The organism is Micromonospora sp. SYSU B005, from assembly GCF_055362685.1.
The window spans coordinates 25,455-46,383 of the sequence record NZ_JAXCFU010000023.1 but is presented as its reverse complement, the minus strand read 5'-3'; the positions used below and the strand labels follow the sequence as shown (position 1 = coordinate 46,383).

Sequence of the window (20,929 nt, the reverse complement as noted above, 5' to 3'; positions counted from 1 at the left end):
GGGGGGGGGCAGCCTCACCCCCCCCGGGGGCTCACCGCCCCTGAGGCGCGACCCCCCCGGGGGGGGGGGGCCCCGCGCTTCGTCATGTCAGACGTACGAGCCGGGCTCGCTGGGCGCGGAGACCACGCCCGGCTCCTCACCCTCGCCCTCCGGGCGGGTGATCTTCGCGGTCACCTCGTGCGGGCGCAGCTCGCCGGCGGCGATCTGCTCGGCCCAGTGGCAGGCCACCCGGCTGGCACCGATCTGGCGCAGTTCCGGCCGCTCGTCGGCGCAGCGGGTCGGCTGCGCCCACGGGCATCGGGTGTGGAACCGGCAGCCCGACGGCGGGTTGGCCGGCGACGGCAGGTCACCGGCGAGCAGGATGCGCTCGCGGCGGTCCTCCACGTCCGGGTCCGGCACCGGCACCGCCGACATCAGCGCCCGGGTGTACGGGTGCAGCGGCTCGGTGTAGAGCCGGTCGCTCGGCGCCTCCTCCACCAGCGCGCCCAGGTACATCACACCGACGATGTCGGAGATGTGCCGCACCACGGCCAGGTCGTGCGCGATGACCAGGTAGGTCAGGCCGAGGCTGTCCTGGAGTTCGTCGAGCAGGTTCACCACCTGCGCCTGGATCGACACGTCCAGCGCGGAGACCGGCTCGTCGGCGACGATCAGCTCCGGGCCGAGCACCAGGGCGCGCGCGATACCGATGCGCTGGCGCTGGCCGCCGGAGAACTCGTGCGGGTAGCGGGACAGCGCCCACTTGGGCAGGCCGACCGCGTCGAGCGTCTCGCCGATGATCCGCCGCCGGTCGTCCCGGTTGGCGCCGATGCCGTGGGTCTGGAGGCCCTCGGTCAGGATCGACTCGACGTTCTGCCGGGGGTCCAGGCTGGACATCGGGTCCTGGAAGATCATCTGCATCCGGCGGCGCATCGCGCGCAGCTTGCCGGCCGGCAGCGTGGTCAGCTCGACGCCGTCGAACTTCGCCTCGCCGCTGGTCGGCGGGTTGAGCTGGAGCAGCGCCCGGCCCAGCGTGGACTTGCCGCAGCCCGACTCGCCCACCAGCCCGTACGTCTTGCCGCGCGGAATGCTCAGGTCGACCCCGTCGACCGCCTTGACGTGCCCGACGGTCCGGTCGAAGATCACGCCCCGGCGGATCGGGAAGTGCACCTTCAGGTCGCGGACCTCGACGAGGATGTCGTTGTCGCTCATGGGGTCTCCTCCTCGCGCGGAGCCGGTCCGAAGCCGGGCACGGCGGGCGGGTCGGCCGGCTCGGCCTGGGCCGGCACCGCACCCGGTTCGGTGGTCGTCGGCGCGGTCGCGCGGGCGTCCGCCTCCGGGGTCAGGCCGGGGATCGGCACCGGGTTGACGCAGCGGTAGCTGCGCGCGTCGTGGGTGAGCACCAGCTCCGGCGGTTCGCCCACGCACTCGTCGACGCGGCGCGCACAGCGCGGGGCGAACGCGCAGCCGTCCGGCCAGGGCAGGACGTCGCGCACCGAGCCGGGGATGGGGTTCAGCCGTTCGCCACGGCCGGCGTCCAGGCGCGGCACCGAGGCGAGCAACCCCTCGGTGTACGGGTGCCGGGGCTGGCGGAACAGCGGACGGCGGGTGGCCGTCTCCACCACCCGGCCGGCGTAGAGCACGTTGATGGTGTCGCACATGCCGGCCACCACACCGAGGTCGTGCGTGATCATGACCAGGGCGGTGCCGGAGTCCCGGACCAGGCCCTTGAGAAGTTCCAGGATCTGCGCCTGGATGGTGACGTCGAGCGCGGTGGTCGGCTCGTCGGCGATCAGCAGCCGGGGCTGGCAGGCGACCGCCATGGCGATCAGCGCCCGCTGCCGCATGCCGCCGGAGAGCTGGTGCGGGTACTCCTTGAGGCGCCGCCGCGGGTCCGGGATGCCCACCCGGTCGAGCAGGTCGGCCGCCTCCCTGGTGGCCGCCTCGCCCTTCATGCCCCGGTGCCGGGCGAGCACCTCGGTCACCTGGAGCCCGATCGGGATGACCGGGTTCAGCGAGGAGAGCGGGTCCTGGAAGATCATCGCGACGTCCCGCCCGCGGATGTCGCGGCGCGACCGGTCGTCGAGCTGGAGCAGGTCGGTGCCGTCGAAGACCGCCTTGCCGCCCACGCGCAGGCCCGGCTGCTTGGGCAGCAGGCCCATGATGGCCAGCGACGTGACGCTCTTGCCGCAGCCGGACTCGCCGACCAGGCCGACCACCTCGCCGGCGTCGACCGAGAAGGACACCCCGTCCACCGCGTGCACGGTGCGCTGCCCACGACGGGCGAACGTGACGGAGAGGTCGTCCACTTCGAGCAGTGCCATGGCTGACTGACCTACTTCCGCAGCTTCGGATCGAGAGCCTCGCGCATCGCCTCACCGAGCAGGGTGAACCCGAGCGCGGTGATGATGATGCCGAGCGCCGGATAGATCGCCAGGCCCGGCCGGATGCCCAGGTACGGCTGCGCGTCGGCGAGCATGACGCCCCACTCCGGGATGGCCGAGTCGGGGTTGCCGAGACCGAGGAAGGACAGCGCGGCCGCCTCGATGATCGCGGTCGCCAGCGTCAGCGTGGCCTGCACGATGACCGGAGCGATCGAGTTCGGCACCACGTGGGTAAGGGCGATCTTGGAGCGCTTCACGCCGAGCGACGTCGCGGCCAGCACGTAGTCGCTGTTTGCCTGCGCGATCATCGAGCCGCGCAGCAGCCGGGCGAAGATCGGCACGGACACCACACCGACGGCGATCATCACGGTGGTGAGGCTGGCGCCGAGCAGTGCCGCGATGCTCACCGCGAGCAGCAGGCTCGGCATGGCCAGCAGCATGTCGATGAAGCGCATCAGGGTGGTGTCGATCCAGCGGCCCCAGCGCCCGCCGAGACCGGCCGCGGCACCGGCGACGCCGCCGATCAGCGCGCCGACCGCGAGGCCGATCAGGGTGGAGACGACGCCGACGAGCAGCGTCTGCCGGGCCCCGACGATGAGCCGGCTGAACTCGTCCCGGCCCTGGTGGTCGAAGCCGAGCCAGTGGTCGGCGGAGACGCCCGGGATGATGCCCTGGCCGGACTTGACCAGTCCTTCGCGGATGCCGATGGAGTCCGTCGGGCTGTACGGGACGAGGAACGGCCCGATGACCGCGACCAGGACGAAGACCGCCAGGATGACCACGCCGATGACGGCGGCCGGGTTGCGGCGCAGCCGGCGGAACGCCTCCTTCCAGAGGCTCACCCCCTGCTCGTCGTCGCGGGCGGCCAGTTCGGCGAGCCGGTCGATCTTCTCGCGCTTCTTGCCAGTGGTGATGGTCATCGCACCCTCACCCTCGGGTCGATCACGCTGTAGGAGAGGTCGACCAGGAGATTCACCAGCACGTACACCACCGCAATGATCATGATGAAGCCCATCAGCACCGGGTAGTCGCGCTGACTGATCGACTCGGCGACGAACGCGCCGATGCCGCTGAACGCGAACACGGTCTCGGTGAGCACCGCGCCGGAGAGCAGGAGACCGGTCTGGAGACCGATCGAGGTGGCCACCGGAAGCATGGCGTTGCGCAGCACGTGCCGGCGGCGGACGGTCCGCTCGGTCAGGCCCTTGGCCTCGGCGGTGCGGACGAAGTCCTCGTTCAGCACCTCCAGCACGCTGGCCCGGGTGATCCGGACGATGATCGCGAGCGGGATGCTGGCGAGCGCGATACCAGGCAGCACGAGGTGCCAGAGCGCGTCGGCGGCGGCGTCCCACTCGCGGGTCATGAGCCCGTCGAGGACGAAGAAGTTGGTGACCCGGGTCGCCCCGATGGTCGGGTCCTGCCGGCCGCTGGAGGGGAACCAGCCCAGGTTCTCCGCGAAGATCGCCTTGAGCACGTACGCCAGGAAGAAGACCGGGATGCAGATGCCGATGAGCGATCCGCCGACCGAGGCGTGGTCGAGGAACCGGCCCCGGCGGCGGGCGGCCAGGTAGCCGAGCGGGATGCCGATGCCGACCGCGAGGATCATCGCCATGATCGTCAGCTCGACGGTGCCGGGGAACCGTTCCACGAACTCCGTGGTGACGGCCCGCTTCGTACCGGTCGAGGTGCCCAGGTCGAGCCGGATCATCCGCCGCAGGAAGCGGGCGTACTGGACCAGGATCGGCTCGTCGAGGCCGAGGTTGCGCCGGATGGCGGCGCGCGTCTCGGGCGTGCCCCGTTCACCGAGGATCGCGGTCTCGGGCCCGCCGGGAAGTCGGTGGAGCCAGATGAACAGCAGGACGGAGAGCCCGAACAGCGTGGGTATCAGCTGTAGCAGGCGTCTGATGATGAACCGGAACACGGGCGCCTCGGAAGGTGTGCGGAGGGGTGCGGGCGGGCGCTGTGGTCACAGCGCCCGCCCGCGTACGGTGCCTTCAGATCACTTGAACTCTGCGGTCGCGTACCGCTCGTCGGTGAGCGGGCTCGCCTTGATCCCGGTCACGTCCTTGCCGAACACGATCGCCGGCGGGGAGTGCGAGATCGGCACACCCGGCAGGAAGTCCATGATCGACTTGTTCAGTGCCTTGTACTTCTCCGTACGGGCCGCCGCGTCGGCGGTGGTGTCGGCGTCCTTGAACTGCGCGAAGAGCTGGGGGTTGTTGAAGCCCCACTCGTCCTTCGGGCGGTCGAAGAAGGTGCCGATGAAGTTGTACGCGTCGCCGTAGTCACCGGTCCAGCCGAGGAAGTGCAGGTCGTGCTTGTTGCCGGAGGTGGTGGCGTTGAGGTAGTCCGGGCTCCACTTCAGCGGGATGGCCTGGACGTTGATGCCGACCGCCTTGAGGTCCGCCGAGAGCAGCTCGAAGATGTCCTTCGGGTTCGGCATGTACGGCCGGGTGACCTCGGTCGGGTAGTGGAACTTCAGCGTCAGGTTCGACGCGCCGGCCTCGGCCAGCAGGGCCTTCGCCTTGGCGGGGTCGTAGTCGTACTTGGTGACGTCGCCGTTCCAGCCCTCGACGGTGTCCGGGAAGAAGTTCATCGCGACCTTGGCGCCCGGGGGCAGCTTCGAGTCGACCAGGGCCTGCCGGTTCAGCGCGTGCGCGATGGCCTGCCGGACCTTCAGGTCGGCCAGCTTCGGGTTCCCCTTCTGGTTGATCGCCAGGTAGAGGATGTTGAAGGCGGGCCGGGTGAGGACGTTGAAGCCCTCCTTCTTCAGCGGCTCGACGTCGGCCGGGCCGACCAGGTCGTAGCCCTGGATGTCACCCGAGCGGAGCGCCTGCTTGCGGGCGTTCTCGTCCGAGATCGTCTTGAAGATGATGGTCTTCAGCTTGGCCTTGTCGCCGTAGTAGTCGTCGTTGCGCTCGATGGTGAGCGACTTGTTCGCGATGTCCCACGCCTTGAACTTGAACGGGCCGGTGCCGGTCGGGTGCTCCATCGCGTACGCCGGGTACTTGATGTCCTCGGCGGTGCCGGTGACGTTGCTGGCGTCGTACTGCTCCATCGCCTTCGGGCTCTGGATCGAGAACGACGGCAGCATGAGCGCGGCCGGGATCTTGCTGGACACCCGGGTGAACGCCAGGTCCACAGTGGTGGCGTCCTTGGCGGTGCAGGACTTGAAGAGGCTCGGCGGCAGGTCCGGGTTCTCGTTCTTGGCGAACCCGCCCATGACGTCCTGCCAGTACGCGGTCACGTCCGGGCTCTGCATGAGGCCCTTGGCGTTGTACCAGCGGTTGAAGTTGACGCAGACGGCCTCGGCGTTGAAGTCGGTGCCGTCGTGGAACTTGACACCCGAGCGGAGCTTGAAGGTCCAGGTCGTGCCCGCCGCATCCGGCGTCCAGGACTCGGCGAGGCCCGGCGTCACCTTGGTGCCGCCCTCCTCCGGACGGACCAGGGTCTCGAAGACCTGGCGCGCCACGCGCAGCGACTCACCGTCGCTGGCGAAGCTGGGGTCGAGCACCTTCGGGTCTCCGGCGACGCCGAAGACGAGGGTGTCCTTCTTGCTATCTCCGGAGCCACTCTCACGGTCGCTCTCGGCGCAGCCTGCAACCGCGAGGGCCGCGACCGCGACGGCCGCGATTGCGACCTTCGGCCTGGATGCACGCATGGTGCTTCACCTCGTCCTTGGGGGTACGGACAACGTGGTGACAGGGTCACCGATGTGCGCAGACCTTAGCCCTCGGGTGGACGGCGCGGAAACCGGCGGGGGGCGGGTTGGTATCGAATCGTGTCTGTTCCGCAACGAGGCATACGAATCGAAGGATAATCACTTACGCTGCCGATGTTTCGTCGGCCAGAAGGCCGAATTTATTACGTCGATCCGGTCCCGGACGCACGTTCCTGTCAGATCGACGGACATGCCCGTCCGGCCCGGAGACACGTCCGGCGGGCACCCCGCAGGGCACCCGCCGGAGGCGGCACGACTTGATTCAGACGGCCCGTCGGCCCTCGAAGGCCCGGCCCAGCGTGATCTCGTCGGCGTACTCCAGGTCGCCGCCGACCGGCAGTCCACTCGCGAGCCGGGTCACCGCGATCCCCATCGGCTTGACCATCAGCGCCAGGTAGGTGGCTGTCGCCTCGCCCTCGGTGTTCGGGTCGGTGGCGAGGATCAGCTCGCGGACCTCGCCGCCGCCGAGGCGGGTCATCAGCTCACGGATCCGCAGGTTGTCCGGGCCGATGCCCTCCAGCGGATTGATCGCGCCGCCGAGCACGTGGTAGCGCCCGCGGAACTCGCCGGTCCGCTCGATCGCCACCACGTCCTTCGGCTCCTCGACCACACAGAGCACCTCGTCGGTGCGCCGTGGGTCGCGGCAGATCCGGCACTGCTCCGACTCGGCCACGTTGTAGCAGGTCGTGCAGAACCGGACCAGGTCCTTGACCTTGCGCAGCGCGCCGGCCAGCCGGTTCACGTCGGCCGGATCCGCCGACAGCACGTGGAACGCGATCCGCTGGGCGCTCTTCGGGCCCACGCCCGGCAGCCGGCCCAGCTCGTCGATCAGATCCTGGATGGCACCCTCGTACATCTGCCGGCTCAGAACCCGGGCAGGCTGAGGCCGCCCATGCCGCCCGCGACCGGGCCCATCTTCTTCTCGGTCAGCTCGCGGGCCGCCTCGGCGGCGTTGTGCACTGCGGCGACCACCAGGTCCTCAAGCGTCTCGACGTCCTCCGGGTCGACCGCCTTCGGGTCGATCTTGATCGCCTTCAGCTCACCGGTACCGGCGACCGTAGCGGTGACCAGGCCCCCGCCGGCGGTGCCGGTCAGCTCCGCCTCGGCCAGCTCGGCCTGGGCCTTGGCGATCTGCTGCTGCATCTTCTGCGCCTGCTTCAGCATCTGCTGCATGTTCGGCTGTCCACCTGGGCGCACGGACCGCTCCTTCTTCCACTCGTCTGCTCGGCCGCGCCCAGCCTAGTCGGGCCACGGCACCGCTGAATCGCGGTCGGCGCACGCTCAGCGCGCGTCCACCTCGTCGATCTTCTCCGCCCCGAACGTCTCGCGCAGCAGCTGCACCGCCTGCTCCTCACTCGACTGCCGGGCGGTCCGCTCGTCGATCACTTCGTCGAGCGGCTCGTCGCCCGGATCGAACCCCTCGTAGGCGGGCGCCGCCGCGGGCGCGCCCCCGCCCCGCACCGGGCCGTCGAAGTCCGGGTCGTAGGGCGGCTCGCCCGCCCACTCGGCATCGGCCGTCTTCCGCGCCGGCTGCGCCGCGCGCGGCCCCTTGCCGGCACCACCGCCCGCGGCAGCAGCCGCCGCGGCCGCACGCGCCGCCGCGATCGCGCTGTTCTTCGGCCCCGCCGGCCTCGCCCCAGCGGCAGGCGCCGCCGCAGGTGCCGCAGGCTTGGGTACGACGACAGGGGCGGTAGCGGTCGCCGTGCCCCCGCCCGGACGGGCCGCCGCCGGCCAGTCCTCCGCATCCCCGGTGCCCGCCGCCGAGGCGGTACCGGCGGCCACGCCACCGGGCCGAACGGGCTCCGGCCAGTCCTCCTCGCCGGCCGGCCCAGCCGCAGCGACCGGCGTGGTCGAGGATCGGGCCGTGCTGTCGGACTTCGTCGATTCCGGGCGCCCGGCAGCACCGGAGTCCGGACGGCCCGGTCCCGGGTCGGGTGCGGTCGAGTGGGAGAAGTCTGCTGCGCTGCCGGAAGCGGGGCGCACCTGAGCGGTGCCAGCCGCTCCGGGGTCCGGGCGACCGGGAGCGGCGTCGGACGCGGCACCTGTCGGGGCGGGGGCCGAGCGGGCCGGAGCGCTGTCGGGCGCGTTGCGGCCCGGTGCGGCGTCGGCCTGCGCGCGGCTCGCACCGGACGGGCGGGACGGGCCGCCGAGTGAGGCCGCACCGCGCTCACCGGCCACCTCGCAGCGGATCTGCCACCGACCGCCCAGCTCCTCGTAGAGCGCGTCGGTCAGCACGGCGGCGTGGTCGGCCATCATCTTCGCCAGCACCGTCGACTTCACGGTCAGCACCAGGGTGTCGCCGTCCAGGTCGCGTACCACCGCGTCCCGCATCAGCGCGGCGATCCGCTTGTTGCTCCGGTTGACCTTGCCGACCACCTCGGGCCAGACCCGGCGCACCGCTACTGCGTCGAGCGCGCCGGGATTCGCCGCGCCCGGGCGGGGCGGCTCGGGCGTGGCCGGGTCGCGCATCACCGCGGACGGCGGTACCGGGCGTCGGGCGGTGGCCGGACCGGACGTCGTCGAGCCGGAGGCGGCCGGTGCAGGGAACCCGGCGTCCGTGTCGGTGTGCACCCCGGCAGCCGCGGCCGCTTCGGTCGCCACCGGGGCGGGACGCGGGCCGGACTCGGCAGACGCCGGACCGGACTCGGCAACCGCACCGGCCGCGGGACGGGAATCCGTGGCCGCACCGTTCGGGGCCGGACGGGCACCGGGTGCGGCGTTCCGGGCACCCGCCGCAGCGGCTGCGGCGGCACGTGCGGCGGCCGCACCGGTCGGGGCACCGGCAGCCGCCGGCGTGCCGGCGGAATCCGGGTGGACCGCGGCGGCAGCCGCGCCCGGGGCGGGAGCTGCCGGGCGTACCCCAGGGGTCTGGGTGGGATGCGCGGAGTCGGCGGCGGCCGGCGGCAGCTCGGCGCCCCCGAGCGTCAGCCGGCGCTCCATCCGCTCCAGGCGCTGGAGCAGGCCGGCCGAGGAGTCGTCCGCGCCGGGCAGCAGCATGCGCGCGCAGATCAGCTCCAGCAGCAGCCGGGGCGCGGTGGTGCCGCGCATCTCGACCAGGCCGTTGTGCACGATGTCGGCGCAGCGGGACAGCGTGGCCGGGCCGAGGCGCTGCGCCTGGGCGGCCATCCGCTCGATCTGGTCGGCCGGGCCGTCGATGAGGCCCCTGGCGGCGGCATCGGGCACCTGCTGCAGGACGATCAGGTCGCGGAGGCGTTCCAGCAGGTCGGAGGCGAAGCGGCGCGAGTCGTGCCCGGCCTCGGCGACCCGGTCGACTGTGGCGTACGCGGCGGCGCCGTCACCGGCGGCGAGCGCGTCGCACATCTCGTCGATCAGCGCGGCGTCGGTGACCCCGAGCAGCGCGGCGGCCCGGGCGTAGTCGACGCCCTCCGGGCCGGCGCCCGCGATGAGCTGGTCGAGCACGGAGAGGCTGTCGCGCATGCTGCCCCCGCCGGCGCGCACCACCAGCGGGAAGACCGCCGGCTCGACAGTGACGCCCTCCGCCTCGCAGAGCTGTTCGAGGTAGGGGCGGACCACCTTCGGCGGGAACAGCCGGAACGGGTAGTGGTGGGTCCGCGACTTGATCGTGCCGAGGACCTTCTCCGGTTCGGTGGTGGCGAAGATGAACTTGACGTACTCCGGGGGCTCCTCGACCAGCTTGAGCAGGGCGTTGAAGCCGGCCGACGAGACCATGTGCGCCTCGTCGATGATGTAGATCTTGAAGCGGCTGCGGGCCGGGGCGAAGAACGCCTTCTCGCGCAGCTCACGGGCGTCGTCGACACCACCGTGGCTGGCCGCGTCGATCTCGATGACGTCGATCGAGCCGCCGCCGTCGGGCGCCAGCCCGCGACACGAGTCACACTGCCCGCACGGCTCGGGGGTGGGGCCCTGCTCGCAGTTGAGGGAGCGGGCCAGGATCCGGGCGCTGGAGGTCTTGCCGCAGCCCCGCGGACCGGAGAAGAGGTAGGCGTGGTTGAGCCGCCCGCTGCGCAGCGCCTGCGACAGCGGCTCGGTGACCTGCTCCTGGCCGATCATCTCGGCGAACGTCCGCGGCCGGTACTTGCGGTAAAGGGCCAGTGCCACCCGTCCCGCCTCCTCTCGAGGAGAGCCATTCTGCGCCGGTCGGCCCCGGGTGACCACCCACCACCCCGTGACCCGACCCGCAGGGACGTTACCCGGCCCGGGAGACAGAAAGGCCTCCCGTGCACCCGGCAGAGCTCGCTTATCCTTGCTGCCTTCCGGCCCTGGGGAGGTTCACGAGGTACCGCCGCACGGGAGGTGACGCCAAGCCTACCCGAAGGGTTGTGGATCTTCCGGGAGGGTGGGGTGGCCCGCCGTCGGGAGACCTGTATCCTGGCTCGCGGAGGATTCGCCTAGAGGCCTAGGGCGCACGCTTGGAAAGCGTGTTGGGTTCACACCCTCACGAGTTCGAATCTCGTATCCTCCGCTCGCTTGAGCAGGAAAAACGACAGGGCCGGCCCCCACGGGACCGGCCCTGAGTCGTCTCTACGCTCACCCTCGTCTCACTTGCCATGGTCCGGCCCGCCTGGTTGCTCGCGGCCGGCTGCTCGGCCAGATCGCTGGCGGCTGTCATGAATCGCAGAGATCAGCTCTCCCCGTCACTCGCGCGCAGACACAGGATGGTCTTGTCGTACTCCTGACGCTACGTAGTGCCGGATCTGTGCACGTTCTAGCACTGTGATGCCAAGAGTCCGATTTTTATTCCCAGAACCACAATCGTTATAACGCAGGAGTATTACGTGGTCTACAGTGGGGAAGCGAGCGGATGGGAAGTCAGCCTCACTGAGGAGGTCGAGGAGTGGTTCCTTCGCCTCAGTAAGGATGACCCGGATTCCGCAGGCCAGGTGGCCGCCGCCATTGACCTGCTCGCCGAGGAAGGCCCGGCCCTCGGGCGGCCCCTCGTTGACCATGTGAAGGGCTCCGACTACAAGAACATGAAGGAGCTCCGGCCGGGCTCGGCGGGGGATACGGAGATCAGGATCCTGTTCGCCTTCGACCCCCAGCGGGAGGCCATCCTCCTGGTCGCGGGTGACAAGGCCGGCAACTGGAGGGCTGGTACGAGACCAGCATCCTCGAAGCGGACCAGAAGTTCACCGAGCACCTGCGAGAGCTGAAGGGACAACGCTGATGGCACGTAGCTGGCGGGACGTTCGCTCCCGCGCCGACCTGAACGAGACCACCGTCGAGCAGCAAAAGGAGCGGATGCGCGGCGAGGTCCGCGCCGCGCGCCTGCGCGAGATGCGCGAGCGCCGGGGCCTGACCCAGCAGCAGGTCGCTGACCGCATGAAGGTGTCGCAGCCTCGCGTCGCGGCGATCGAGAACGGCGAGTTGCCGAAGGCCGAGGTCGGCACTGTTGTGCGTTACATCAGGGCCCTCGGCGGCAACGTGGAGATCGTCGCTGACTTCGAGGGCGAGCGGGTCACCCTCAGCTGAGTGGGCAAGAGATAGACACGAAGGGGCACCGCTTGCGGCGCCCCTTCGGCGCTCCATGGCACTCCTCACCCGGTGCCCAACTGGTCCCGCCGCCGCTTCAAGTACGCCGTCTCCGCGCTGTTCCCCGCCAGCTCGATCGCCCGGTCGTACGCCTCCCGCGCCTCCCCACCACGCCCCATCCGCCGCAACAACTCGGCTCGCGTGGCGTGGTACGCGTGATAGCCGTCCAGCGTCAACCCGTCCACCTCCGCAAGCGCGACCTGCGGCCCGTCCAGCTCGGCGACCGCCACGGCCCGGTTGAGCCGCACGATCGGCGACGGATCGACGCGTACCAGATGGTCGTAGAGCGCGGCGACCTGCGCCCAGTCGGTGTCCCGCGCGTCGCGGGCGTCGGTGTGGACGGCGTTGATCGCGGCGAGGATCTGGTAGCGGCCCGGCGGCCGGCCGGCGGCGATGCACGCGCGGACCAGGGCGTGCCCCTCCGCGATGAGTTCGCGGTCCCAGGCGCTGCGGTCCTGCTCGGCCAGGACGACGAGTTCGCCCGTCGCGGACACCCGGGCGGGCCGGCGGGCCTCGGTGAGCAGCATCAGCGCCAGGAGTCCGGTGGCCTCGTCGTCGTCGGGCAGCAGCGTACGGACCAGCCGGGTGAGCCGGATCGCCTCGGCGGTCAGGTCGGCACGCACCGCCTCCTTGGCCGGGTCGGAGGCGAGGTAGCCCTCGTTGAAGATCAGGTACAGGACGGCGAGCACGCCGCTGACCCGGGACGGCAGGTCGTCGCGGGCCGGCACCCGGTACGGGATCCCGGCCGCCTTGATCTTCGTCTTGGCCCTGGTGATCCGCCTGCTCATGGCGGCTTCCTGGACGAGATACGCCCGGGCGATCTCCGGCACGGTGAGCCCGCCGACCAGGCGCAGCGTCAGCGCCACCCGCGCCTCCATGGCCAGCGCCGGGTGGCAGCAGGTGAAGATCAGGCGGAGCCGGTCGTCGTCGATGACACCGAGCGGTTCGGGCACGTCGGCCAGCATCAGCGCCTCCCGGTGCTTGTCGTCCCGCCGGCTCTCGCGCCGGATCCGGTCGACAGCCCGGCGGTACGCGGTGGTGGTGAGCCACGCGCCGGGGTTCGGCGGTACGCCGTCGGCCGACCATCGTTCGACTGCTGCGGCGAACGCCTCGGCGGTCATCTCCTCGGCCACGTCGAGATCGCCGATGCGCCGGGCGAGCGTGGCGACGACCCGGGCCCACTCCTCGCGGTGGACCCGGGTGAGCGCCTCGCCGACGTCTGTCACGCGCCCAGGAACGGCCGCAGCTCGACCCGCCTGTTGCACCGCTGCGACGCCTGCGCGGCGAGCGGCAGCGCCACGTCGAAGTCCGGTGCCTCGATGATCCAGAACCCGCCGACGTACTCCTTCGTCTCCACGTAGGGTCCGTCGGTGAGCAGCGGACTTCCGCCCCGCGCGTCCACGACGGTGGCCGTCTCCGGTGCCGCGAGCCCACCGGCGAAGACCCAGTGGCCGCCGGCGCGCAACTGCTCGTTGAACTCACCGATCGCTGCCATCTCCGCCTCGGTGGCCGAGCCGGTCGTGTCGTCGAGTACGGAGATCAGGTACTGCGCCATCGGCTCCTCTTTCGCTCTCGCCGGCCGCCGGCCGGGCCGCTGTCACCCCGGCTACGAACGCCGCCACCCCGATCCGACAGCCTCCGACGAGGTCGATCAGGCGATTCTCGTACGTGGCACTCCAACCTTTTGGTCCTAGTCATGACCGGTTATGCGTTGCATGTATAACCGAAAGTCACTGAGCGGGTTGAATAAGTGAGTGATCGCGGCATCGAGGCCGAGCAGGTGTGCGCGTTGCGGCGCCAACCTGGCTGCCGACAACGACTCGGGACGGTGCGCTCCCTGTCAGCGAGCGGAGCGGGACCGCATCGTCGCTGCTCCCGACGTTCCACCCAGCTTCTGGTCCCATGAACCGCTTCGCCATGCGCTTGCGGATCGGCACCTCGGTCGCGTTGTCCGCGCCTACCGTCACCATCCCTATCACGGGCGACAGCCGCTGCCCCAGGCCACGGTCGCCGGCTGGTTCGGGATTACGCAGGCGCAACTGAGCCGCATCGAGAACGGACCGGCGGTGGTGCACCTCGACCGACTGGCGCACTGGGCCCGCGTGCTGCGGATACCCGCGCACACCTTGTGGTTCCGACTACCGGCCGCGCCAGGCGACACCCCCGTGCCAGCCGATGTCATGGAGGTGGGTCCTCAACTGATCCGCGCACTCCGGTCCGCAGATCGTCAGGTTGGCGGCAAGAACCTCTACAGCACTGTGCTGGCGCACCTCGCCACCTTCTCCAGGCCGACAGGTCGTCCTCCTGCCATGTCCTCGCAGGTGCTCATGGCGGTGGCGGCCTTGCACGAGATGGCCGGTTGGATGGCACACGATTCCGGGGACAGCACGACGAGTAGAGGGCACTTCCTTGACGCCTTGGCGCTCGCCGTCGACAGCAGAGACGCGCTGCTGGTGGCGCAGGTGCACGGAAGCCTGAGCCACCTCGCCTGCCACGGCGGAAACGCGGAGGCCGCGATCTCACATGCCAGCGACGGGCTCGGGGCCGTCGCTCAAGAGGAGGCTGGCGCTCTGATACGCGCCCGTCTTCTTGCCTTGCAGGCACGCGGCCTCGCCGCAGCGGGTCTCACCGCCGACTGCCACGCTTCCCTTCAGCGGGCTGAGTCCGCCTTCGCGGAGGCCGCACCTGCACCCACCGAATGGCTGAGTCCGTTCGACCGCACCTCGTTCGATATCGAGTCGGCGCGCTGCCTGCTTCGCCTCGGTGACGTCACGGCCGCTCTTCGCATCCTCAACGGCAATGTCGCCGAGCGGCCGGGTGCGGAGTCAGGCGCTCGCCCGGATGCTCCTGGCCACCGCGCTCGTCGGGCAGGCCCGGATCGAGGAGGCGTGCGACCTGACGCATCAGACCCTCGATCTCACCCATGGTCTGGGCTCGGCCGTCGTCCTCGACCAGCTCAGACATCTCGCACTGCTGCTGCGGTCGCATGCCGTCCGGTGCCCGGACGTGCCACAGCTTCTGGACCGGCTTCGCGACACCATCCGGGAGCGGAGATGGGTGGCGCTGCCGCTGCCGACGGGGTGAGGACAGCCGACAATCGTCGGTATGGCCGACGAGCGTCCCCTGTACGAGCGAGATCCGGCAGCCTGGCAGGCCCACCTCGCCGAGGGCAACGCGCGGCAGCCCCGGAAGCGGGTGGGAGCCGACGTACTGCTGCGCAACGGTGACGGCGACGTCCTGTTGGTGGATCCGCGCTACAAGCCGGACTGGGACCTGCCGGGCGGCATGGCGGAGGCGAACGAGCCGCCGCACCTGGCCGCCGAGCGGGAGGTACGCGAGGAGTTGGGTCTCGATCTGTGCGTCGGACCGTTGCTGGTGGTGGACTGGGTGGCACCGCACGGCCCGTGGGACGACAGCCTGATGTTCATCTTCGACGGCGGCGCACTGCCGCCCGCCGAGCCGTTGAAACCGGCTGACGGCGAACTGGCCGACGCTCGATTCGTTGCGCTCGCTGATGCGCAGGCGTTGCTTCGCCCGTACGTTTGGCATCGGCTGCGTCACGCGGTGGCCGCGCTGAGCGACGGACGCCCGAGGTACCTGACCAACGGAACCACCTGAAGCCGTCGTACACATGTTCCATCCACAGCCTGTGGACGCCGAGAGGACCGGATGAGTTACCAGCTCAGCGCCGTGGTCGCCGACGTCGAACTGCTTCGCGAGCAGACCGCCGACCTGGATCACGCGGTGCTCGCCGCGCTCCGCCAGGACTTCGCGCTGCTGCCGGTCACCCCGCAGTTGGTGCAGGAGCTGACCGGCGACCTGCCGGACTTCGCCACCGACGAGCCGCGCGCCGAGCGTCCGTTCCGGCTGGTGCTCTCGCCGCCGCTGGCGGAGGTGCTGGCCCGCTGGTCGAGGAGCGGCCCGGTGGCGTACCTGGAGGCGGAGTTCGCGGGCGGCCTGGGCCACCAGTCGGCGGTGGTGTGGCTCGGCGGCGAGGTGAGCTGGGGCCCGCGGTACGACGCCGCGCTGGACCGGCCGCGGACCGAGTGGCCGATCAACACGGCGCTGGCCCGGCTGGGCGCGGAGCCGGGCGCGTGGATCGACCCGTTCGCGGAACTGGGCCTGCACCTGGAACGCGACACGGACGGCTGGCTGGCGCACGGCCGGCGCGGACTGTCCGCCGACTACTGGGACGAACTGGCCGAGGAGTGGGAACTACGCCAATCCGACAAACAACAGCAACCTCATCGCCCCGGTCCCGTTGGTGACTGGGGGATTGCATGAAACTACGACAATTCGGCTTTATTGCCGCACTGCTTGCTGCCGCGTCCGCAGCCGGCAGCGGCGTTCATCCACAGTGGCCCGCCCGCCCGGTCGGCGCCGCTCAGGTGGTGAGTCTGGAGGGACTGCGCAACGCGGAGTTCGGCGACACCGAGGCGGACCTGACCCGGCGCGGCGTGCTGCGCGCCGACGAAGAGGCATGCGGGCCCGCGCTGGTCGGGCACGGTTCGGTCAGCCCGATCTTCGTCGACGACCGGCTCGTCCTGCTCTGGCTCGACGACCCGATGAGCACACCCGAGGGCATCAGCGCCGGCTCGCCCGTGGGCGAGGCCCGCGCCGCGTACCCGGGCGCCGTCGACCTGCCGGCACCGCCCGGCAGTCACCGCTTCGCCGGGCTGCTCGCCCGCGACGGCGACCGCGCGTACCTGTTCCTGCACGACGGGATCACCGTCCGCGAGATCATCGCCGGGTACGCGGACTGGGCCCGCCGCCTCTTCGACGAGGGCTACGGTCCCTGCTGATCGTCTAGCGGCACCAGCGGCGACAAGCGGCGAAATCAGGCTGGTGGCCTAAGCACTGCGGGCCTGATCAACTGGACAACGGGTCAGAAGGCGGTGCCGAACCTGACGCGTTCCATGATGTCGATGACGTAGTGAACGATGTCGTCAACGGCGTTGGTGTAGGCGAAGATTCCAGGGTGGACGCCGATCTGAGGATCGAAGTTCGCTGCGGCGATGATCACAGGGCTTCGGTCTCCTTGACGCTCAAGGGCGTCGAGCAGAGTGATACCCGCACTCTGCGCCGGCTGTTCCGTGTCTCGCCGCATATCGCTGATGATCAAATCATAGCGGCGACTCCGGAGGTTGGAGATCGCCTCGTCCGTGGAACGCGATGTATCTACGGTCATGCCGAGTTGCCGAAAAAGCTGTATCAGAGGCAGGTTCCATTCTGGGTTGTCATCCACCCAGAGAATTCGTCCACCTCTTAGCATCTCGGCTGCGTGTTGCAGCCGGGAAACGGCGGCGCGCTGCTCGCCGACGGAAGGTGGCGCGCTCGCCTCGGACCGGGCCGCCGCTTCGACCAGCAACTGCTCGGCAAAGCCGAACTCGATCATTGGCGTCCTCACGCTGTGGAGGCGGCCGATCTGCGGGATGATCGCGCTCCGAAGAGAGAGGTAGACCAGCGCGGCGAAGGCAACCCAGAGAATCGCTGGTGCAGCCTTGATCAACTCAACAGTGATGGTCTGGGACATCCACCCTCCGTCCACCCCTGAACAAACCCATCGAAGGATACCGTTCGCTGCCGAGTTCCGTCGATGCCCTCTAGCCCTTATCAGAAACACAGGCGTCGCGGATTGCCGACTCATTCCGACCGTCCACAGGTCGTACCCGGATGGCGCTTTTGTGCCCGCTACATCCGGCGGTTACCCGGAGCTACCCCTATTGCCTTCCTGGTGCCAAAGAGGCAGGCTTTCGGCCATGACTCCGGAGGAGCGACTCCAGCAGATGATTGAGGATCTTCGGCGGATGCGGCTGCAGTGCGAGCCCAAGTCAAACCAGAACCCTCGCTACCTGCGGTACTCCACCGCCGTCTCGGCGCTGCGATGGATCATCGACGACCTAGCCATGGACACGACCACCCGGCGGCGGGGCGACTGACGAGCGTCACCGAACCGCCACGCACACCGCCTACAAGCGGCATCAGTCAGACGGCGACTCGATAAAGCCGGAAACGACGAAGCGCCCGGATCAGTCCTCCTGGACTGCCGGGCGCTACGCCTCTTCAAAGGCGGTGGCGGCGGGATTTGAACCCGCGGAGGGCGTAAACCCTCACACGCTTTCGAGGCGTGCTCCTTAGGCCACTCGGACACGCCACCGCCGACGAGGGTACAGGACCGCCGGCTTGGACGCCGAACCGGTATCCCTCGGCCCGGCCTGGCAGGATCTTTGCCATGAGTACGCACATCGGCGCTGAGCCGGGAGAGATCGCCGAGCGGGTCCTGATGCCGGGCGACCCGCTGCGGGCCAAGTGGATCGCGGAGACCTACCTGGAGGGGGCCCGCTGCTACACGACGGTGCGCGGCATGCTGGGCTTCACCGGGAAGTGGAACGGTGTCGACGTGTCCGTCCAGGGTTCCGGCATGGGCATGCCGTCCGCCTCGATCTACGCCCACGAGCTGGTAAACGAGTACGGCGTGAAGTCGCTGATCCGGGTCGGCTCCTGTGGCGCCCTGACCGAGGATCTGCAGCTGCGGGACGTGGTGGCGGCGATCGGTTCGTCCACCGACTCGAACATGAACCGGATGCGCTTCGACGGGCTGATCGACTACGCCCCGGTGGCCGACTTCGGGCTGCTGCGTACCTCGGTCGAGGTGGCCGAGCGGCGCGGCATCAGCATGCGGGTCGGACCGATCCTGGCGGCGGACGCCTTCTACACGGACCGGCCGGACCTGTACGACCGGCTCGCCGACTACGGCGTGCTGGCGGTGGAGATGGAGTCGGCGGCGCTCTACACGATCGCGGCGCGTTTCAAGGCCCGCGCGCTGACCATCCTGACCGTCAGCGACCACATCAAGACCGGCGAGAAGACCACGTCGCAGGAGCGCGAGCAGACGTTCGGCCAGATGGTCGAGATCGCGCTGGACACCATCATCGCCTGACCTGATCGATCCTGGACCGCCCCGTCACCGCTCGGTGGCGGGGCGGTTGCGCGTTACCGGCGTCACAAAAATAAATACGACCGGTCGTGCTTGTTTCCCTTACGCTGACCGCATGACCTCCGACGGCCGCGTAGCCCGTGGCGACCGCACCCGCACCGCGGTTTTGGACACCGCAGTGGCGCTTGCGACCGAGGTCGGCCTGCACGGCCTGTCGCTGGCCCAGCTCGCCGACCGGCTGGAGGTGAGCAAGTCCGGCCTCTTCGCGCACTGGCGCTCCAAGGAGGCACTGCAACTCGCCACCGTCGACCGGGCCGTGGCGCAGTGGCAGGAGATGATCGTCGCCCCCGCCCTGCACGCACCCCGGGGCGTACGCCGGCTGCGCGCGCTGCACGAGGCCCGGATCGACTTCTACGCCGCCCGGGTACTGCCCGGCGGCTGCTTCTTCGCCAACACCGAGTTCGAGTACAACGCCCGTCCCGGCCCGGTCCGGGACCGGCTCGCCGAGGCATTCGGCAGGTGGACCGCGCTGCTGGAGCGCCTCGTCCAGGATGCGGTCGACCTCGGCGAACTCCCCGCCGACCTGGACGTGCCGCTGCTGGCGTACGAGATCGACGCGCTGGGGATCAGCGCGGTGATGCGGTCCCGTCTGCTCGACCCCGACGCCTCCTACCGGCACGCCCGCCAGGGCCTGCTGAACCGGCTGCGGGCGCTCTGCCCGGATCCGGCCCTGCTACCGGAAGGCCAGTCATGAGCCACGCCACCACCGACCGTCCGGTCGCCGAGTTCGGGCACGTCGAGCACGTGCCTGTGCACTTCGACGACCTGGACGCGATGGGCATCCTGCACAACGCCCGGTACGCCGTGCTGCTGGAACGCGCGCTGACGCCCTACTGGGCCGAGCGCGGCGTCGCCTTCCGCGGCGACGTGCACGCCACCCCCGACGTGTTCCACGCGGTCCGCGAGTTCACCATCACCTACCAGGCGCCGGTCGTCGGCGTCGGCACTGTGGCTGTGCACTTCTGGCTGGAGCACTTCGGCACCAGCAGCGCCCGCTACGCCTTCGAGTTCCGCTCGACCGACGGCGCCACCGTGCACGCCACCGGCACCCGGTCGATCGTCCGGCTCGACCCGGCCACGCTGCGCCCGACCGCGTGGACCGAGGTCGGCCGCGCGATCGCCGCGACGCTGCTCCGCCCCGCACCGGCAGGCGCCTGAGACAGAACCCCTCAGCGGAAGAAGGCGCGCAGCACCGCCGCGCTCTCGCGTTCCAGCACACCGCCGTACACCTCGGGGCGGTGCGTGACGCGGCGGTCGCGCAGCACGTCCCAGAGCGACCCGACGGCGCCGGTCTTCGGTTCCCAGGCGCCGAAGACGACTGTCGAGACGCGCGCCAGCGCGATCGCCCCGGCGCACATGGTGCAGGGTTCCAGCGTCACCACGAGCGTGCAGTCGTCCAGCCGCCACCGGCCCAGCCGCTGCGCGGCCCGCCGCAGCGCCAGCACCTCGGCGTGCGCGGTCGGGTCGCCGGTCAGCTCCCGCTCGTTGCGCCCGATCGCGAGTTCGGCGCCGTCGGGGCCGTAGAGCACCGCGCCGACCGGCACGTCGTCGGCGTCGGGGGGCGCACCGTCCGGGCCGGTCACCGCGACCTCAAGGGCCCGGCGCATCCACAGCTCGTGCCGCTGCCGGCGGCCGACCGCGCCCGGGTCGGCCAGCGCCTCGTCGGCGCCGGGACCGACGCGTGCGGCCCGGCCGGGGGTGGGCTGCCCCGGGCGTACGGTCTCCAGCGACGGGTCGGTCGCGTCTGCCGGTTCGGCGGCGCCGGGCGTCACAGACTCCCCGGGCTCAGACCTCACGCAGCTCCTCGACCTCGTCCACACAGCCGAGCACCTGGCAGATCTCGGCTGTCACGTCGGCCGGCATGGAGCCCTCGTGCGCGCAGAGCGCCAGCAGCTTCTGCGCCGGGATGCCCAGGTCGGCCAGCAGATCCGCGTCGCCGACCGGGTCGGCCTCCGGGTCAACGGCGGGCTGCTCGGTGTCGTCGTCGCCGGCGGAGGCGCGCGGCTCGTCTACGTCCTCCAGCCCGGTCACCGAGGTCTTCAGGTCGCCGACCAGCAGCGCGCCCAGCCGGGACTCCTCCGCGTACGCCGAGTCCGAGCCGAAGACCCGCAGGTCCTCCCCCTCGTCCAGGCGCAGGATGACCAGGTACGTGTCGTCGGCCTCGACGAACAGCAGCGAGAGGTCGGCGTCCGGCTCGACGTCGCGCAGCCGGTCGGCCACCTCCTCGATGTCGGTGACACCGCGCAGGCTCACCTCACCGGCGGTCCAGCCGCCGTCGAGGCGCGCCACGGCAGCAGCGAAGTACGACACGGTCCCCCCAAATCAGCCTCGGCAGCA

22 protein-coding genes, 2 tRNA genes, 1 other RNA gene and 1 pseudogene are annotated in these 20,929 nt (G+C 70.5%); 11 read left to right on the top strand and 15 right to left on the bottom strand.

Annotation, left to right across the window (positions count from 1 at the left end):
* Positions 1-87: 87 nt before the first annotated feature.
* From SM452_RS28995 to ffs, 9 genes are all read right to left on the bottom strand, one after another.
* Positions 88-1,191, bottom strand: coding sequence for an ABC transporter ATP-binding protein (locus SM452_RS28995; RefSeq protein WP_463841097.1), 1,104 nt, complete (start codon positions 1,189-1,191; stop codon positions 88-90).
* Positions 1,188-2,303 carry an ABC transporter ATP-binding protein gene (locus SM452_RS28990; RefSeq protein ID WP_262013453.1) on the bottom strand — a complete coding sequence of 372 codons (1,116 nt, stop codon included), beginning with the start codon at positions 2,301-2,303 and terminating at the stop codon, positions 1,188-1,190. Before SM452_RS28990 ends, SM452_RS28995 begins: the two co-directional genes overlap by 4 nt.
* A gap of 11 nt (positions 2,304-2,314) precedes the next feature.
* Positions 2,315-3,283, bottom strand: coding sequence for an ABC transporter permease (locus tag SM452_RS28985; protein ID WP_252448187.1), 969 nt, complete (start codon positions 3,281-3,283; stop codon positions 2,315-2,317).
* Positions 3,280-4,284, bottom strand: a complete 1,005-nt coding sequence (locus tag SM452_RS28980) for an ABC transporter permease (RefSeq protein ID WP_194803309.1) — start codon at positions 4,282-4,284, stop codon at positions 3,280-3,282. The genes SM452_RS28985 and SM452_RS28980 overlap by 4 nt, the downstream gene beginning before the upstream one ends.
* Positions 4,285-4,362: 78 nt before the next feature.
* On the bottom strand, positions 4,363-6,024 hold the full coding sequence (locus SM452_RS28975; RefSeq protein ID WP_262013454.1) for an ABC transporter substrate-binding protein: 1,662 nt from the start codon (positions 6,022-6,024) through the stop codon (positions 4,363-4,365).
* Positions 6,025-6,346: 322 nt separating this feature from the next.
* A complete protein-coding gene (recR, locus tag SM452_RS28970; protein ID WP_013289050.1) occupies positions 6,347-6,940 on the bottom strand; it encodes a recombination mediator RecR in 594 nt (197 codons plus the stop codon).
* Between the two features lie 8 nt (positions 6,941-6,948).
* Complete coding sequence (locus SM452_RS28965) at positions 6,949-7,257, bottom strand: YbaB/EbfC family nucleoid-associated protein (protein WP_228533033.1); 309 nt, start codon at positions 7,255-7,257, stop codon at positions 6,949-6,951.
* 108 nt (positions 7,258-7,365) lie between these two features.
* Positions 7,366-10,164, bottom strand: coding sequence for a DNA polymerase III subunit gamma and tau (locus SM452_RS28960; RefSeq protein ID WP_463841096.1), 2,799 nt, complete (start codon positions 10,162-10,164; stop codon positions 7,366-7,368).
* Positions 10,165-10,272: 108 nt separating this feature from the next.
* An RNA gene (gene ffs, locus SM452_RS28955) (signal recognition particle sRNA small type) lies at positions 10,273-10,362 on the bottom strand.
* Positions 10,363-10,443: 81 nt separating this feature from the next.
* On the opposite strand from ffs, the gene SM452_RS28950 reads away from it, so the two are divergent.
* The 3 genes and pseudogenes from SM452_RS28950 (at position 10,444) to SM452_RS28940 (ending at position 11,535) form a co-directional block, all read left to right on the top strand.
* Positions 10,444-10,528 (top strand) — tRNA-Ser (locus SM452_RS28950).
* A 313-nt stretch (positions 10,529-10,841) separates the two neighbouring features.
* Positions 10,842-11,230 (top strand): annotated as a pseudogene (locus tag SM452_RS28945) (type II toxin-antitoxin system RelE/ParE family toxin).
* Entirely contained in the window at positions 11,230-11,535 is a 306-nt protein-coding gene (locus tag SM452_RS28940) for a helix-turn-helix domain-containing protein (protein ID WP_463841095.1), read from the top strand. The pseudogene SM452_RS28945 and the gene SM452_RS28940 overlap by 1 nt, the downstream one beginning before the upstream one ends.
* 65 nt (positions 11,536-11,600) lie before the next feature.
* On the opposite strand, the gene SM452_RS28935 is transcribed toward SM452_RS28940, so the two are convergent.
* Together SM452_RS28935 and SM452_RS28930 are read right to left on the bottom strand one after the other, a co-directional pair.
* Entirely contained in the window at positions 11,601-12,821 is a 1,221-nt protein-coding gene (locus SM452_RS28935; RefSeq protein WP_463841094.1) for an RNA polymerase sigma factor, read from the bottom strand.
* The gene (locus SM452_RS28930; RefSeq protein WP_463841093.1) at positions 12,818-13,150 is read right to left on the bottom strand and encodes a YciI family protein; all 333 of its coding nucleotides are present in this window, start codon (positions 13,148-13,150) and stop codon (positions 12,818-12,820) included. Before SM452_RS28930 ends, SM452_RS28935 begins: the two co-directional genes overlap by 4 nt.
* Positions 13,151-14,394: 1,244 nt before the next feature.
* Between SM452_RS28930 and SM452_RS28925 the strand changes: the two genes are divergently transcribed.
* From SM452_RS28925 to SM452_RS28910, 4 genes are read left to right on the top strand one after another with little or no spacing between them, the layout of a single operon-like run.
* On the top strand, positions 14,395-14,679 hold the full coding sequence (locus SM452_RS28925; RefSeq protein WP_463841092.1) for a hypothetical protein: 285 nt from the start codon (positions 14,395-14,397) through the stop codon (positions 14,677-14,679).
* Between the two features lie 21 nt (positions 14,680-14,700).
* Positions 14,701-15,213, top strand: a complete 513-nt coding sequence (locus SM452_RS28920; protein WP_355510908.1) for an NUDIX hydrolase — start codon at positions 14,701-14,703, stop codon at positions 15,211-15,213.
* 51 nt (positions 15,214-15,264) lie between these two features.
* On the top strand, positions 15,265-15,879 hold the full coding sequence (locus tag SM452_RS28915) for a hypothetical protein (RefSeq protein WP_402814713.1): 615 nt from the start codon (positions 15,265-15,267) through the stop codon (positions 15,877-15,879).
* On the top strand, positions 15,876-16,397 hold the full coding sequence (locus tag SM452_RS28910; protein WP_463841091.1) for a hypothetical protein: 522 nt from the start codon (positions 15,876-15,878) through the stop codon (positions 16,395-16,397). The genes SM452_RS28915 and SM452_RS28910 overlap by 4 nt, the downstream gene beginning before the upstream one ends.
* Before the next feature lie 83 nt (positions 16,398-16,480).
* On the opposite strand, the gene SM452_RS28905 is transcribed toward SM452_RS28910, so the two are convergent.
* Complete coding sequence (locus SM452_RS28905) at positions 16,481-17,128, bottom strand: response regulator (protein WP_463841090.1); 648 nt, start codon at positions 17,126-17,128, stop codon at positions 16,481-16,483.
* Between the two features lie 253 nt (positions 17,129-17,381).
* Between SM452_RS28905 and SM452_RS28900 the strand changes: the two genes are divergently transcribed.
* Entirely contained in the window at positions 17,382-17,534 is a 153-nt protein-coding gene (locus tag SM452_RS28900) for a hypothetical protein (protein ID WP_463841089.1), read from the top strand.
* Positions 17,535-17,665: 131 nt separating this feature from the next.
* Here SM452_RS28900 and SM452_RS28895 read toward each other — a convergent pair.
* A tRNA-Ser gene (locus tag SM452_RS28895) sits at positions 17,666-17,752 on the bottom strand.
* A gap of 75 nt (positions 17,753-17,827) precedes the next feature.
* Here SM452_RS28895 and deoD point away from each other — a divergent pair.
* From deoD to SM452_RS28880, 3 genes are all read left to right on the top strand, one after another.
* A complete protein-coding gene (gene deoD / locus SM452_RS28890) occupies positions 17,828-18,535 on the top strand; it encodes a purine-nucleoside phosphorylase (RefSeq protein ID WP_047891806.1) in 708 nt (235 codons plus the stop codon).
* A 112-nt stretch (positions 18,536-18,647) separates the two neighbouring features.
* Complete coding sequence (locus SM452_RS28885) at positions 18,648-19,286, top strand: TetR/AcrR family transcriptional regulator (protein ID WP_262013462.1); 639 nt, start codon at positions 18,648-18,650, stop codon at positions 19,284-19,286.
* Positions 19,283-19,750: an acyl-CoA thioesterase gene (locus SM452_RS28880; protein ID WP_402814720.1), complete on the top strand. Its 468-nt coding sequence runs from the start codon at positions 19,283-19,285 to the stop codon at positions 19,748-19,750. The genes SM452_RS28885 and SM452_RS28880 overlap by 4 nt, the downstream gene beginning before the upstream one ends.
* 11 nt (positions 19,751-19,761) lie before the next feature.
* On the opposite strand, the gene SM452_RS28875 is transcribed toward SM452_RS28880, so the two are convergent.
* Together SM452_RS28875 and SM452_RS28870 are read right to left on the bottom strand one after the other, a co-directional pair.
* Entirely contained in the window at positions 19,762-20,247 is a 486-nt protein-coding gene (locus SM452_RS28875) for a nucleoside deaminase (protein WP_355510982.1), read from the bottom strand.
* A 130-nt stretch (positions 20,248-20,377) separates the two neighbouring features.
* Entirely contained in the window at positions 20,378-20,902 is a 525-nt protein-coding gene (locus tag SM452_RS28870; RefSeq protein ID WP_463841088.1) for a tRNA adenosine deaminase-associated protein, read from the bottom strand.
* Positions 20,903-20,929 lie beyond the last annotated feature (27 nt).